The organism is Sphingobacterium sp. ML3W, assembly GCF_000747525.1.
Lineage (GTDB): Bacteria > Bacteroidota > Bacteroidia > Sphingobacteriales > Sphingobacteriaceae > Sphingobacterium.
In genome coordinates this window covers 82,453-97,224 of sequence record NZ_CP009278.1, presented here as the reverse complement: position 1 = coordinate 97,224, position 14,772 = coordinate 82,453, and the positions used below count along the sequence as shown (strand labels likewise).

General features: G+C 36.1%; 18 protein-coding genes and 1 tRNA gene. 16 read left to right on the top strand and 3 right to left on the bottom strand.

Annotation, left to right across the window (positions count from 1 at the left end):
- Positions 1-590: 590 nt before the first annotated feature.
- The 16 genes from KO02_RS00480 to KO02_RS00400 all read left to right on the top strand — a co-directional run bounded on the left by KO02_RS00480 (position 591) and on the right by KO02_RS00400 (position 12,920).
- Positions 591-664: transfer RNA gene (locus KO02_RS00480), tRNA-Pro, on the top strand.
- 297 nt (positions 665-961) lie between these two features.
- Entirely contained in the window at positions 962-2,197 is a 1,236-nt protein-coding gene (locus tag KO02_RS00475; protein ID WP_038701910.1) for a site-specific integrase, read from the top strand.
- A gap of 225 nt (positions 2,198-2,422) precedes the next feature.
- Complete coding sequence (locus KO02_RS00470) at positions 2,423-2,698, top strand: helix-turn-helix domain-containing protein (protein ID WP_038694906.1); 276 nt, start codon at positions 2,423-2,425, stop codon at positions 2,696-2,698.
- A gap of 367 nt (positions 2,699-3,065) precedes the next feature.
- Complete coding sequence (locus tag KO02_RS00465; RefSeq protein WP_144243236.1) at positions 3,066-4,433, top strand: hypothetical protein; 1,368 nt, start codon at positions 3,066-3,068, stop codon at positions 4,431-4,433.
- An 11-nt stretch (positions 4,434-4,444) separates the two neighbouring features.
- A complete protein-coding gene (locus KO02_RS00460) occupies positions 4,445-4,996 on the top strand; it encodes a DUF6705 family protein (RefSeq protein ID WP_038694902.1) in 552 nt (183 codons plus the stop codon).
- 251 nt (positions 4,997-5,247) lie between these two features.
- Entirely contained in the window at positions 5,248-5,460 is a 213-nt protein-coding gene (locus KO02_RS00455) for a hypothetical protein (RefSeq protein WP_051959702.1), read from the top strand.
- A gap of 134 nt (positions 5,461-5,594) precedes the next feature.
- The gene (locus KO02_RS00450) at positions 5,595-5,945 is read left to right on the top strand and encodes an IS3 family transposase (RefSeq protein ID WP_051959701.1); all 351 of its coding nucleotides are present in this window, start codon (positions 5,595-5,597) and stop codon (positions 5,943-5,945) included.
- 729 nt (positions 5,946-6,674) lie between these two features.
- Entirely contained in the window at positions 6,675-7,067 is a 393-nt protein-coding gene (locus KO02_RS00445) for a single-stranded DNA-binding protein (RefSeq protein WP_038694900.1), read from the top strand.
- A 44-nt stretch (positions 7,068-7,111) separates the two neighbouring features.
- Positions 7,112-8,185 (top strand): DUF932 domain-containing protein, encoded by a 1,074-nt coding sequence (locus KO02_RS00440; protein WP_038694898.1) that lies wholly within the window; start codon positions 7,112-7,114, stop codon positions 8,183-8,185.
- A 52-nt stretch (positions 8,186-8,237) separates the two neighbouring features.
- Complete coding sequence (locus KO02_RS00435) at positions 8,238-8,432, top strand: hypothetical protein (RefSeq protein WP_038694896.1); 195 nt, start codon at positions 8,238-8,240, stop codon at positions 8,430-8,432.
- Between the two features lie 12 nt (positions 8,433-8,444).
- A complete protein-coding gene (locus tag KO02_RS00430) occupies positions 8,445-9,047 on the top strand; it encodes a PRTRC system protein E (RefSeq protein WP_038694894.1) in 603 nt (200 codons plus the stop codon).
- 18 nt (positions 9,048-9,065) lie between these two features.
- Complete coding sequence (locus tag KO02_RS00425) at positions 9,066-9,284, top strand: PRTRC system protein C (RefSeq protein ID WP_038694892.1); 219 nt, start codon at positions 9,066-9,068, stop codon at positions 9,282-9,284.
- 17 nt (positions 9,285-9,301) lie between these two features.
- On the top strand, positions 9,302-10,474 hold the full coding sequence (locus tag KO02_RS00420) for a hypothetical protein (protein WP_038694890.1): 1,173 nt from the start codon (positions 9,302-9,304) through the stop codon (positions 10,472-10,474).
- Positions 10,471-11,193, top strand: a complete 723-nt coding sequence (locus tag KO02_RS00415) for a PRTRC system protein B (protein ID WP_038694888.1) — start codon at positions 10,471-10,473, stop codon at positions 11,191-11,193. Before KO02_RS00420 ends, KO02_RS00415 begins: the two co-directional genes overlap by 4 nt.
- The gene (locus KO02_RS00410; RefSeq protein ID WP_235212316.1) at positions 11,190-11,999 is read left to right on the top strand and encodes a PRTRC system ThiF family protein; all 810 of its coding nucleotides are present in this window, start codon (positions 11,190-11,192) and stop codon (positions 11,997-11,999) included. The genes KO02_RS00415 and KO02_RS00410 overlap by 4 nt, the downstream gene beginning before the upstream one ends.
- Before the next feature lie 288 nt (positions 12,000-12,287).
- Positions 12,288-12,920, top strand: a complete 633-nt coding sequence (locus tag KO02_RS00400) for a hypothetical protein (protein WP_038694882.1) — start codon at positions 12,288-12,290, stop codon at positions 12,918-12,920.
- A gap of 417 nt (positions 12,921-13,337) precedes the next feature.
- Here KO02_RS00400 and KO02_RS00395 read toward each other — a convergent pair whose 3' ends face one another.
- From KO02_RS00395 to KO02_RS00385, 3 genes are all read right to left on the bottom strand, one after another.
- On the bottom strand, positions 13,338-13,628 hold the full coding sequence (locus KO02_RS00395; protein ID WP_038694880.1) for a hypothetical protein: 291 nt from the start codon (positions 13,626-13,628) through the stop codon (positions 13,338-13,340).
- A gap of 120 nt (positions 13,629-13,748) precedes the next feature.
- Positions 13,749-14,198, bottom strand: a complete 450-nt coding sequence (locus KO02_RS00390) for a DUF3872 domain-containing protein (RefSeq protein ID WP_038694878.1) — start codon at positions 14,196-14,198, stop codon at positions 13,749-13,751.
- Positions 14,199-14,209: 11 nt separating this feature from the next.
- Positions 14,210-14,770, bottom strand: a complete 561-nt coding sequence (locus KO02_RS00385) for a conjugal transfer protein TraO (protein ID WP_038694871.1) — start codon at positions 14,768-14,770, stop codon at positions 14,210-14,212.
- Between the last annotated feature and the right edge of the window lie 2 nt (positions 14,771-14,772).

Genomic DNA, 14,772 nt, shown 5'->3' with positions numbered 1-14,772 from the left:
GCTACTTAAAAATTTAAATGTATGCGCGTTTCTTGTTTGTTTAATCGATTTTATACGAGAGGTTATACCTAATAAGGCATAGCCTCGCGTATATTTCTTACCCGCATATTATCTTTTGCTTTTACTGCAGTAAGCGTATTCTTTTGAGATAGGAATGCCTCATTTTATATTTAAGATGAAAGAATGACTGAGTCGGATCTTCCTTCTTTTCCGCTTGCTTAATGTTTTCTGATGGATAGTGATTTCAATTGTACCGTCATTTTTGAGTTGTTATGGTATTTTATTCATAATTTCGGCATTATATTATGTGCATTTTTCTAACAATGCATTTGTATTGGCGGGTATTATACTGTTGAATTATACCTATAATTCAGATTTAAGTTGGATTTAGATGTTATTAAATACTTGTATGATATCATAATTAATCGAGAATAAGGACTGTTTTTGCAATAAAACGGATTATAAATTTTATTAAATAAAATTTATTTGTCAGATAACCAGCGCTTTATTTAAAAGGGGTGAAATTAAATTTGACATTACTAAATATCGTTGTATATTTGCAACACAATAAACAAAAGGAGATACCTTTTCGGGGTGTAGCGTAGCCCGGTATCGCGCCTGCTTTGGGAGCAGGAGGTCGTAGGTTCGAATCCTGCCACCCCGACAACACTTACACTAAGTAAGGTCGAAAACCCGCAAATTCTATGAATTTGCGGGTTTTTTGTTTTATATCATATCAAGAAACCCCAATCAATATCAATCTAAATGTGAGTTAAACGGTGAGTCTTTTTAAGTTTTATATTTACTCACCGAATAGCTTATAAATAACTGTAAATCATATATTTATAACATTTATTTTGATGCTATTTATGATTGTTTGACTTCTTTACTGCATTCCATCCAACGGTTGGAATGAGAGAACTGCTCCAAAGAGTATGAGTTGAACATAAAATAAATGGATATGAAGAGTAAAAACACCTTTGGGATTCAATTCGTGTTACGTTTACCCAAGAACAAGAAAGATGAGATGGCCACTGTTTATGCAAGGATTACAGTAAACGGTCGCAGAACTGAAATTTCCTTAAAAAGCAAAGTATCGATTAACAATTGGGACGAAGCAAAAGGAAGAGCAAAAGGTAAACGGCAAGAAATCGTAAAATTGAACAGTCACATGGAACAGGTGCGTTCATTGATTTTTGATTGCTATCAAGAATTGATACAGCAAAACAAACCAGTTTCGGTGGATGCCGTTAAAGCTAAATACCTTGGTGAGGATATAGAAGAAGCGATGACCTTGTTAAAGATGATTGAGTATCATAAGCAAGTAGCTATTGGAAAACTTGCACCAGGTACCATGAAGAACTATTACACGACAGAAAACTATCTCAAAAAGTTTGTTAAACATCAATATAACAAAAGCGATATATCACTGGATGAACTCAACTATAGATTCATTTTGGATTTTGAAAACTTCCTTATTAATTATGAATCTGTTGATCATCATAAAGCTCTTAATAATAATGGAGTGATGAAACATATGGAGCGTTTGCGGAAAATCGTAAATATGGCTGTTATGATGGACTTACTGGAGAAGGATCCCTTTTCCAAATATAAACTACACTTCGACAAAGTAGAACGAGGTCATCTTACAAAAGAGGAATTAAAGGTACTAAGCAAGAAAAACTTTAAAATAGAACGATTGCAATCTGTACTTGATATGTTCCTCTTTAGTTGTCACACGGGGCTTGCTTACATTGATATATTCAACCTAACCCAAGAGAACATCGTTAAAGGAATCGACGGTCGGGACTGGTTAATGACCAACCGACAGAAAACGAACACAACGGTTAGGGTTCCCCTTTTACCGGAAGCGGTACAATTGATTAAGAAATATAAAGACCACCCCATAGCTTTAGCAAAGGGTACCCTTTTTCCAGTTGTTTCCAACCAGCGAATGAACGGTTACTTAAAGGAAATTGCTGAAATCTGTGGAATCAATAAGAACTTTACGTTTCACCTTGCGAGACACACATTTGCTACCACTGTAACTTTGAGTAACGGTGTTCCGATCGAATCTGTCAGCAAGATGCTTGGACATACTTCAATACGTACTACACAGATCTATGCAAAAGTTGTAGAACACAAGCTTAGCGAGGATATGCAGAATCTAAGGGAGCGAATGGCTGTAAAGGGATAGTCCTATGCAATGGATTGGGCTATCTTACTAAGATCACTTTCCTTAATAGAATATATTATAAAGGATGCATCAGGTAAGATATGCCTTTTCTAGCCAAATGGTGCCTTTGGATACCAGTTTATTAAAGCCTTTAGTTACTTTCAGTTCATTTGTATTCATAGTGGCAGAATTGATAGCTGAAGACTATTCTGTCCTTCATAAAATTATTTTAAAAATGAAATGCAAATGAAAGTAGAACTTATCACCCGAGAGGACCTTGAAAGTTTTAAAAAAGAACTTTTTGAAGAAATCAAAAGACATTCACCTTATATGAGAAAATCGGCACAAGAACCAAAGGAATGGTTGAAAAGCTATGAGGTACGTAAATTATTAGGAATTTCGGCAGGTACACTTCAAAACCTCCGGTTAAATGGTACACTAGCCTATACTAAAATTGGTGGATTGATGTACTATCGTTACGAAGATCTTCGTAAATTGCTGAACGGAGTTGACGGAAGTTAGAAAAATGAATTGAACTAAGCAGGATTTAACTATCCTGCTTTTTTTTTGTAAAGTTTTCAGAGAAAAACCGTATCGCTTAAATACTAAGCTTTTATGGAGATTATCAAAGAGGTTAGGTAACGATTTGGTAATGGTTCTTACTGCTTTGTATTTCAACATGGTTCCATTAGCTCTATAGCAAATATACAAATTGTTATTACCCTTAGCAGGAAATTTTACCCAGCTGCCCAAATATCCCCTGAGCCTAATAGAAATTACGGTAAAACCGTAAATGCTTGATTACAAATAGTATTTGAGCTGTAATGTCTTTGTTTTTTTATTTTTTTGTTATACTTATGCATAATGATATGAATAATTAAATATTATTATGAGAATAAAAATTTACTACTACTTATTGATGTTTCTGTGTATTATTTATAGTTGTAGCCACTACGACAACGGATTGGAAGAACTCAATAAACCAAATTCTAAAGGTATTGCTACAGTAACTCTAGAGGAAGCCAAAGCTTATCTTTATAATAATGAACTTTTCAAAACAGGTGAAAAAGGCAAAGATGAAACAGTTCCACTATCTACAGATTTTGTAACATTATTTCAAGGCCAAATTACTTATGAACCATTGATTAATAGCGATCAGAAGATAACCGTAATTCCTGCCGTTATTGCATATCCAAAATATTATAGTAGAGTAGTATTATTTAAATTGGAAGATCGAATTATTGCACGAGTTTTTAGTATGAAACGCGATCAGAACAGTTCCGATGAAAACTTTACAGGGGTAATTCTTATTACAGATTTACAAGGGAATTTTTCTAGTGGTTATAATGTAAAAGATGGTAGTATCACGCATTACTTAGTTTATAAATCAAGAGAACAAAACAATAAAGGTGTTATTGGGTTTATACCTGATGATCCAATTGATGGGGGCATATTAGACCCTGTAAAGGTGGATGGGAGTTCATCTCCTCCTGGTGGACATGGAGGTATTATAGATGTATGGTTAGGTTATGGACCACAAACTGGAAGTGGTGCAAACCCTTCTAATTCTGGAAGCTGGCATTATGGTGGTGGCAGTGGCGGAGCTGGGAATAACAATCCTGAGGAAGCAGCAACCAATCCGTGTAAAGAAATGAAAAAGAAAGCTAACGATCCCGAATTCAAAGGAAAACTCAATGAATTAAAAGCAAGCCTAAATGTAGATTACGAAAAAGGCTTTTTAATGACTGCTAATGGAACTTCGACCACCTACACAGCAATACAAGGAGATTCGAATACTCATTTTATAGACTTTACACCACCGAACCCTATTAGTGGGTATTTGCACACTCATGTTGGAATTGGTTTTTCTACATTTTCAATTGCGGATATGCAAGCTATTTACCAATTGTATCAAGGTGGTAATATCCAGAACTTATCGACATTTACTGCAGGAGTTGTCTCCAGTCATGGAACTTCGTATGTATTAATGATTGAAAATACAACAGCTTTTAATACTTTTGGTAGTACAAACCTTAACTCTACTTTAGGTATTAAAGACTTAGAGAATTATTATAATAATTATTATGATATAAATAAAATAACATTTCAAAAATCAGAAATAGAAGCTCGAGAGTTAGCTTTGTTAAAAGCATTAGAAAATTCAGGATTAAAATTAATGAAAGGAAGTAGTGATTTTAGTACTTGGACAAACATTAAGGAGGTTAATGGTAATATTCAATTAAGTAATTGTAATTAAAATACAAAAAAATGAAAAATATACTCGTTATTATATTAGTAGTTCTAAGTGGTAATTTTATATATGCTCAAAAGGTAATTGAGTATAAAAAAGGTAAAGACATCGGTAAATTAGAAAAAGGAGCTTATTATAAAAGTAAAGAAACTAAAGAACGATCAAAGTCTTTTATAGGGACGTGGGTTTATAAAAATGGAGTCGATTTTTTTGAAATCAAAATCGAATATGGGAAAGCTTTTTTAAAGGGACCAGATGTATATTTGGATATGTTGCATGTTTATTACTGTTATGAGAAGAATGGAATAGAGATTAGTTGTGATACAACAAAGTATAGTACTGGAAATGTAAGCTCTGAAAAGCCTGATAAGGCGAGTTTTGGTAGGTTTTATGATATTACGAAAGATAAATATGGAATATTAAACATTGAATTGCTAAATAATGGTAACCTTCGATGGAAATTAGAGAATCCAGAAACTATTGTAATCAATGGAGACGATGGTAGAGGAGGTAAAATGTTAGATCGATCATTTTCAATACCTACGGATATTAATTTAACGAAGAAATAATAGTTAAGCTATAAATATGATTGCCAATTACCACAATTAGTTAAGGTCAGTTTTATAAAAAACTGGCCTTTTTTTTTACTTCAAGAATTATAAATAGGCACTGTCCGAAAAACTGTGTAAGTAGTTAAAAATGACTTGGGTTATTCTTTAAAACTCTTTATGAAAGCAAATATTAGATCAGTACGGAAAAGAGGGTGTAAAATAAACTGTGTCAACTGGTTAATTATTAACTTAGAGACACAGTTTATAAAATGAGAAAAGATGAGCAGCTCGATTACGAGCAAATGAAGCAAAAAGCCCTAGAGCAATTGCGTTCGGGCAAATCACTGTATGGTAAAGATGGTGCCTTCGCTCCTTTACTAAAAAGCTTTTTAGACTCTGCATTAGAAGCAGAGTGTACCCCTCCCGGATTTCGAACCGGTCTGCTGACGAGAATTCAAATTTATAATATCTGTTCCAATTAATCCAACTTTTTTCAAGTTGGATTAATTGGAACACGCTGCCGGCAGGGCTTTATACTCCATTGGCGTTTTGCCATTCAACGCTTCATGTGGTCTGCAGTAGTTATAATCCTGCATCCGTAATCCCTGCTTTTAAGATGGCACAAAGAAATCGTCCGATCATACAAGAACTAATCTTTCATTCTGATCGCGGAGTACAATACGCATGCGATGAATTCAAATGTCTATTGGATAGAAACCCGATGATAATTAGAAGTATGAGCAGGAAAGGAAATTGCTGGGATAATAGTGTTGCAGAAAGCTTTTTTAAAACATTGAAAATCGAGTGTGTATACCATTATATATTTACTGATAAAGAGCAGGCCGCACTTATCGTTTTTGAATATATAGAGACTTGGTATAACCGCAAAAGATTACATTCAGCGCTGGGAGACATGTCCCCAGAAGAATTTGGAAAAAAATTAATAAAACGAAAGATTGCAGCTTAACTGAATGTTCACTTTATTGTTGCAACTCCAGATACAAGGTGTTTAAGTGATGTTTATGTGTGATTCAGCGAAGAAAACAACCCATTTATTGATTAAATACCAGTAGCATAGTGTTATAGGCTATATTATATTCCTGGCGGACTTTTTTCTGCTTCAAGTCAGGAATTTGATCTTTAAAGATCTCCGTAAAAAACTGGCCGAGCTTTGCTGTTCATTATTCTCGCTGCAGTTGTTCATCGAACTAAATTTAATTCGAGATCTCTTTTCTGCTGACAATTATCTATAGATATGTCTGTTCTGTTGCATAAATGCAAGTTTTTTAATCATATAGACCATTTACACAAAGTCATTTTCATTACTTCCAATTCATTTTTTTTTATTCAAGAGCCAGTATGCTGATTTGTCCCATTTCAAGAGCAAAGGTATTTCCGTGTTCTTAACACAGCAAAAAGGTCATGCCCTTTGGGTTTGCAAAATAATCTCCACCCATTCGGGTCGTATTTTTTTGTCAAAACCTTGTTGCTGCTAAACCCGAACCTTTTATGCTCGTGAAACGAAACAAAGCATACTCCGGCTCTTTAGACGAATAAAAAAAATGTCAGAAATGGAAAATATAAACATTGGAAATGGTAAAAAAGAGAAACGAAACTTCAGCACCACCTCTCATTACCGAATAAATTTTAAAAAATCAAAATCAGAACAAATTTAATAACGTAAAAAGTAGAAATCATGAACATCACAGGAAGACTAACAAGAAATGCAGAAGTACGCACAACGTCACAGGACAAACAAGTAGTGAATTTTTCAGTAGCGACCAATGACAGCTACCGTAACAAACAGGGCGAACGCATCGAGCAAACAACCTATTTCGACTGCTCTTATTGGATAACCCCAAACGTAGCCAAGCTACTGACAAAAGGTACTTTGGTAGAACTATCGGGAAGAGTAAGCACAAGAGCGTGGGCAGGTAATGACGGAGAATTAAGAGCAGGATTGAATTTTCATACCTCGCAAATCAAACTGCACGGAAGTAGTAAGCGAGCAGAAACCGTACAAGCTCCTACACAAGCCAAAAGTAACAAGGTTACAGCACAGGAAACAGCCGACGACCTCCCATTTTAACAACGAGTATTTAATCATTTTTTAAACTATAAATTTTAAGCATTATGGCACATAATATCAATTTCAACGAGAGAACAGGGCGTTATTCATTCTTTAGCGTTCAACAAAAAGCGTGGCACGGTTTGGGGCAAATTGTGGAGCAATACCCAACAAGCGAAGAAGCTATCAGACATGCAGGGTTAGATTACGAAGTCGTAAAATCTCCACTATTTACCAAAGGTTCGGGCATTATCGAAACAGCAAACGGCATCGAAATTGGAGATTCCGAATTGGAAGTTCCTAACTATTTCGCCAACATACGCACCGATAACAATGCAGTATTGGGTGTGGTAGGCAAAGATTACCACATTGTACAAAACCGTGAAGCTTTCAATTTCTTTGATGCTATTGTAGGCGGTGGCGAGGGTATTCTGTATGAAACCGCTGGAGCATTAGGCAACGGAGAACGCATATTTATCACAGCCAAATTACCCGACTATATCCGTGTAGGTAAGGGCGATGATGTAACAGAAAAGTACATTTTCTTGACCACTTCGCACGATGGTAGCGGAAGTATCACAGCCGCATTTACACCTATCCGTATCGTTTGTCAAAATACGTTGAACGCTTCATTGCGGAGTATGACTAATGTAGTCCGTATCAAACATACTTCGGGAGCAAAACAACGTATTGAGAACGCTCACAAGATTATGGGACTTGCCGACACATTGAGCAATCAATTAGAGGGGATTTTCAATGAGTGGGCAAAGGTAAAAGTAACAGACCAAGAGGTCAAAAAGTTAATTCAATTGGCACTTTGCCCGAATAAAGAAACATTGGATTTACTCAAAAAAGGTGCGGAAGATGAAATTTCTACCGTGTTTAAAAACACCGTTGAAGATGCTTTTGCTTATGCAATGATAAGCGATACACAGCAAATGGACACGACAAAAGGCACTTTGTTTGGTGCATACAATGCCGTTACAGGCTACTATCAGAATGTAAGAAGTTACAAGGATAATGAAGCCAAGTTGCAGAGTATTGTATTGGGTGGTACTGCTCAACTTAAATCACAGAAAGCATTTGACTTGTGTACCTCTTTTGCAACGGATGGTGCGGAAATCCTAAGCCTTAATTAAATAATCATAGGCTACTGCCTTAAAACGTGGTAGCCTTATATGTTAATATATTATGAAAGTAACAGATTTAAACGGTTATCCAATCGAAGTAACCGACCTAAAGGAAGCAATCCGCATAACCAAGCGTTACACCAAATACAGACACGAAGACAAAAGTTATACCGATTTTGATAAACGACAGAACGCATATTGGACGGATATGTACGAGAAGCTAACAGCAATAAAAGCACAAGTAAACAACCATTAAAATTTTAGAACGATGAACACGAATTTTTTCAATCAGATAACGCAGTTGAATTTTGCAGGTAATCTTCAACTTACCATAGCCAAAGGAGTAGAAAACAATCTTATTGTTTCGCTAATGATACAGAATGAGCAATGTGGAGATAACGCAAAGCAACTGATACCCCCACTTAATTTAAGGGGAACAGCGGAAGAATTGGACGAGGGATTTTTTCAACAGATAACTGCACCCATTCAGACCGCTTCGGGTTTAATGGTCAATATGGAAGCTTTTATGAAGCAATTGGAAGAAGCCAAAAAGCAATCGGCAATGGAAAAAGAAAAAGCCGACAAGCAGAAGAAAGAACAAGAAGCTAAAGACAAGAAATTCAAAGACGGAATGGCAAAGGCGGACGAACTCGAAAAAGAGGGCAAATTCCGTGAAGCGTGGATGAAAGTACCCGAGATAACGGAGTTTCCCGAAAAAGCTGACGAGATACGCAAACGCAAAACAGCATTGTCCGACAAGTTTGCAACACCGAGCCTTTTTGGAACAGAGGAAGAAAAAACCGAGCCATTACAAGAGGAAACTTTGTCCGATTATCCGATAGATGAAGCAGAAAAAGAACAAGAATATTAATCTAAAAAATTAGAAATTATGTTATTAGCAACGCAGTTAGAACGAGTATTTATACTCAAAGATAAAGGACAGGAAATCCGATTGACCGACCCCGAACCACGTTGGAGCGTGGAAAGCGTATTGAATTTTTATGCCAATACATATCCGATACTGACCACCGCCAAAATATCTGCACCACAAATCAAAGATGATGCAGTAGAATACAAATTTGAGAGCGTAATGGGTACTAAAGGTTAAACCAAATTTTTAAAACGATGAATTATGCACAAACATATCATATCGGGAACAATCAGACCACCCGAACAAAAACAACAAAAGCAGTTGTTCCAAAAGTTGAACGAGTTCGCCCATTGGATGCAAAAACCAAAGGACGCAAACGAAATTCAGAAAGACAAACGGAAATCAGTACCAACGGGAATGTTGCCAATGGTTTTCTAAAGACTTCTTTCCTGCCTAAACTGAAAGAAACTAAAACGGTACAGGCTTGTAAGAAAACAGTAAAGATGGAAAGGGATTTTTATACCTCCCTTTCACAACTTGCCGAGCATTACAAAATAGAACCAATGCAGACCAATCAATTTGAATATCCCTACAGTATGGCATTGGCAGTATGGGATATGAAAGAAAAACTAAAGCAACGTGTTCAGAATTGGGAAGAAATACGTTTGGTACAGGATAGTAAGAAAACCTACTTTATTAGCGAGGAAAAATACAACACAGACACAACGCTTTATTATATTCCGATTGAACCGCTTTATCAAATGTTATACGACCCCAAACGGAAAAGGAATGCGCAATTGCTCATTTCTGTTTGCTCTTATCTGTACCACATTGCGGATATACCCTTTTTCAGACAGGAAGAAAGCTATTTGTATTGGATGTACGAAATGCACAAAGATTGGGTGGAACAGGACGATGAAACGGAAGAAACCGAAGTGTACAAACGGGAGTTTATAAAAGCGGAATTGATTGGCGACAGCATAGAACAAAAACTTTTTAACCGTATGAATTTACAGCTATTCGAACAGCGTTTAAACGCTTTCAAAAGCCGTGATACATTTGATCAGGATTGTTGGCAGATGGCTTGTAATGCTTTTGCTTTATATACAGAATATCCAACCGCAAGCATTTTCCGAAACGCACCAATAAATGAAAACCCCGAAAGTGAGGACGAAGAAAACGAAGTCATTGGTATGGAAAAATACATTTCTTTTATAGCACACACTAAAGGATGGTTATACGAGAGCATTGCAGACAGTATCAACAACGAGTTTAACGAATACGGAGCAATGCAAGAACCGACCATTTGCAAACGCTTTGACGGAAACAAAATAATAACAACCAACCTCGATTTTGAGAACAGATTGTTTGCCCTTTTGAACGATATCTGTAACCTATTGTATAACTACGAAACCACAAGAAAATGAATTATACGAACGACATAACCGCAAGTTTCGGAACATTGTACCACCCGAAATCCGCTTTAGTTTTCTACGAAACCAAAGGAGGGAATACCGATGTGTATGTGGAGCATTTTGATATGGATAAGAACGGTAATCCGATTAATGCACACCCTTTAACAGTAAAGGAAGCAAAAGTATTGGCAAAGTCTTTACAGATGGAAAAAGACAAGGACAACGCTTTTTTAAAATCCAATGGGATTTTACCGACTAACATTTTGCATATCAATCCGATTGAAAAAGGTTCGGTATTATGGTACACCAAAGCACAAAGGCGACAACTGTATTTTGTGAACGGTTTGGACATCCCCAACGGAATGGTGTATGTACCGCCTATGATTTGGTATGCCAACAAAAACAGTCTTTCGGTATTTGCACTAACAAGCGATAGAAGACCAACCGAAAGCACAAAACTGTATTATGCACCTTTTTTTAATATCTATGAAGATGGCAAAGTATGTATGGGTTCGGTCAATATCAATATTAAAAACTCTGTTTCGGTAGAGGAATTTACCAAGGCTTGGGAAGACTATTTTTTCAATAGTTATTTCAGCCATTTATTGGGAAGTAACAGCCCAATTAATGGAAATTGTGTAACCCTTTGGAGAGACCTAATCCAAACAGGCAAACCATTTCCCAAAGAAGTATTAAAAAAGAATAACAAAATATTTAAAAATCTATTATGATGAACACCGAGAAAACAAAAATACATTTTACGGATAATTATCTTATGAGTCCCACCAATCCGATTGCTGTAAATCTTATTGGTGCAGGTGGCACAGGTTCAAAAGTATTGACTGCTTTAATGGAAATGAACCATAGTTTAATTGAATTAGGACACGCAGGTTTGCAAATTCGTCTTTGGGACGATGATATTGTAACCAATGCTAATTTGGGCAGACAGCGTTTTGCAGAATGTGAAACAGGATTGTACAAGTCCGTTGCACTCATAAACCGTGTGAACCGCTTTTCGGGGACGAATTGGAAAGCGGAAACCCTAAAATTTGAAAAAGACAGTTTAGCAAGATTACCCGAATATGCACAGGCAACTATTTACATTACTTGTGTAGATAACGTAAAAGCGAGATTCGGTGTTGCTGAAATACTAAAGGAATTAAGCAACCGCAGACACCATCGGGACGAACCCAAATATTGGTTGGACTTTGGCAACAGCCAACATACAGGACAAGTACTATTATCCACTATCGGAGATATAAAACAACCTAATTCTGAAAAGTACGAAACCGTGGCAAGCCTGCCAATGATTACGGATGAATTTGGCGATTTGTTGAAGCAATCCGAACAACAGGACAACACACCAAGTTGCTCACTTGCCGAAGCATTGGAAAAACAAGATTTGTTTATTAATTCCTCATTAACTCAAATGGGATGTTCGTTATTATGGAGCTTATTCCGCAAGGGAATGACCCCATACAGAGGCTTTTTTCACAATTTGAAAGATTTTACTACCCACCCGATAAAAGTCGCCTGACCCGAAAAATCGGGTGGCAAAAATGCAATTCCTTCCTTCAGTCGGAAACGCATTTTTGCGATTAACCAAGGTGCAACCAATTTTGATAAAATATCCGCTCCACACTTCCTTCCCTTACATTTTATCAAACAGATTGCGAGATTTTTTCGTGGGATATTCAGTATCCCAATATTTAGTTCTGGACCGACTTCTTTTCTTTCCAGATCTGCGACCAAAGAAAAGAAGCAAAAGAACGTCGCTTGGTTGAGTAATATTATTAAATTTACAGAACATAAATTTCTAATTACTATGATAGTTCTTTATATTCTCTTGCTTCCATATTACGTTTTGTCTTATTTTATTTTGAAACCTTTGGCAAGATTTATTTTGAGAAATGAAATCAAATATGACAAAGAATTATTAGAGCAAACTCGCCAATTAAAGAGTAGGTTGCATGGAGAGAATGAACAACTTAAAGAGGATGTGATAGAATTCAATCGTAGGCTTGATAGAATCAAATATATCATTACACAAAATAAAGACAAAACTTGTGAAATATCACTTACGGAAAAAGGCGAAATTGTTGTAATAACTTATGATAGAAACAATGTGTTTGATTATATAAAGATTTTTGGTGAAAATAGTAATCATCCATATTATGATTGTCAAGTCGCTTTACACACTTTTGGTAATGATTTAAAGATAGTAGATTTTTCCTCTTATAGACCTGGATTCGGATATGGGAAAACCTTATTAAATTTTACCTTTAACAAAGCGAAGAGAAGTAAATTTAAACGAGTATATGGAGATTTATCATATATGGATAAAGGTGGTTTCAATCGATTAGTGCCTTTTTATGAATCGTTTGGATTCACTTGTACATTGTTCGAAGACACTAATCAAACTATTATAGGTAAAATAGAGATGGATTTAGCGGAGTAACTCATAAGAGGATAAGGCCTCCCACACTCAAATACTTTTAATGTTTTCTATTTTCAAAAACAGGGATACTAAAGTCGTTCCGATACGAAAATACAATCTGAATAAAAACTGGTTATATATAGTTGGTATTATTGGATAAGCCAATCTACAACAAAAATTTTGAGTTTCGTAAATTACCAAACGTAGTTTAAACACCATATTTGGATTAAATTGAACTAAATGGGGATGAATTATATTTTGGGAAAGCCTTTGAAAACGTAATAAATTCAATTACGCGGCAATCCGACAAATATTGCTAATATTGAGCTACTATGAAAAATGCCGTTAGCGGTAATGGTATAGTAATACTCTCTAGGATATCTAAGAAACAAGTAACCGTAATTAAATTTGACTACAAACGTCTATCTTCAGTTATTGTTATAAAATGCTTTTTTCTATTTTTACTTTCTGCTGTTGTTTTTCCTTATTTTTCTTCATTTGTGAATACGACCAAATGAAAAGAATACCGATAATAATCAAAGCGTAGGCAATCCACTTGCCCATACGCTCTATAAAACGTATAAATACGGATGACTCAAAGCTTGAAAAACCTTCAGCACCTACAGCATTACGTCTGTAAAATTTCCTGCGGTTTATCCAATAGACAAGCCCTATTCCAACAACAAGAGGAATAATCCCTAATACCAATTGAGAAGTAACTGTATCCATACCTGTAAAATTATGATTCAAGTAAATTTAAACAAAATCATTCATACACTGAGAGTTGAAAAGCAAAAACCGACCTGTAAAATTGCGTACAGGTCGGTTTTGTTTTTATCTTATAATGTTCTAATTACTACTGTTAAAGTCAAAGCTTAGTTGCTTTTCGTTTCCAAAACTATCCGAAATCCAAACCTCAAAAGATTGTGATACGGTGGAATTTGAAGTGTAATACAACCTGAATTGTTCCACTGGCAAGGGGTACAAATCGTTCGGCAGGTACGGAGTTTCATCGTAATAGCGAAGTGTACCTTGTCCGTTAAACTGAAAGTAACGAAGATAGTATTGCGTGTTATTATAATTACCCGTTCGCTGTATGGTTAACCTAATTTCTACGGTCTGCCCATTGGTTATTTCTTTCGGAACGGGCATCATATTTACCTCAAAAGGAAAATCGTTCTGTATTTCCAGTTCATCGTCTTTGCTACAAGACACTAACGTAACTGAAGCTGAGAGGATTGCCAAGAGTACATATATTGAACTTAATCCTATTCTGGATTTATTGAATATTGCTATCATTATTTTACGTTTTAAAAGTTAAACCTTAATCCTACACCTGCTGACGGTCGGAACTGTTGCAGATCCGTCCCCCAAAATACTTTGGTACGCCCTTGCAAGACGAATACAAATCGATCAGATAAGTACGTTTCAAAAGTCAATCGTCCGCCAGCTCCATAGATGAAATTGTCTTCACTCAATATTTTCGCTCCGTCATATAACATCGCTTCGCTACGGTTGATGTTTTCATAACCGACTACAGCTGTTATTCCGGCATTCAGCGCAATGTTCTTACGGGTATCGCCCAACAGGAAGAAGCTATAACCACCCTCGGCAGTATAAGTTTCCTGCGGTATACGGAGGTCTTTATAATCGTGGTATTGGTGCGTATATTCCAATGCCCAAAGCTGGTAATTGCCATTTTTACCGTTCACGGTCATTCCAATATTGAGGTAATAATCATTACCGATTTTATCATTGGATAATACGCCTGTATTAATTTCCAATCCTTTCTGTTTGGGCAACATTCGCTGCGCCTGGCTTGCGGTGATGCCCATTAAAACGAGCATCACGGTATAGATATACTTTTTCATAT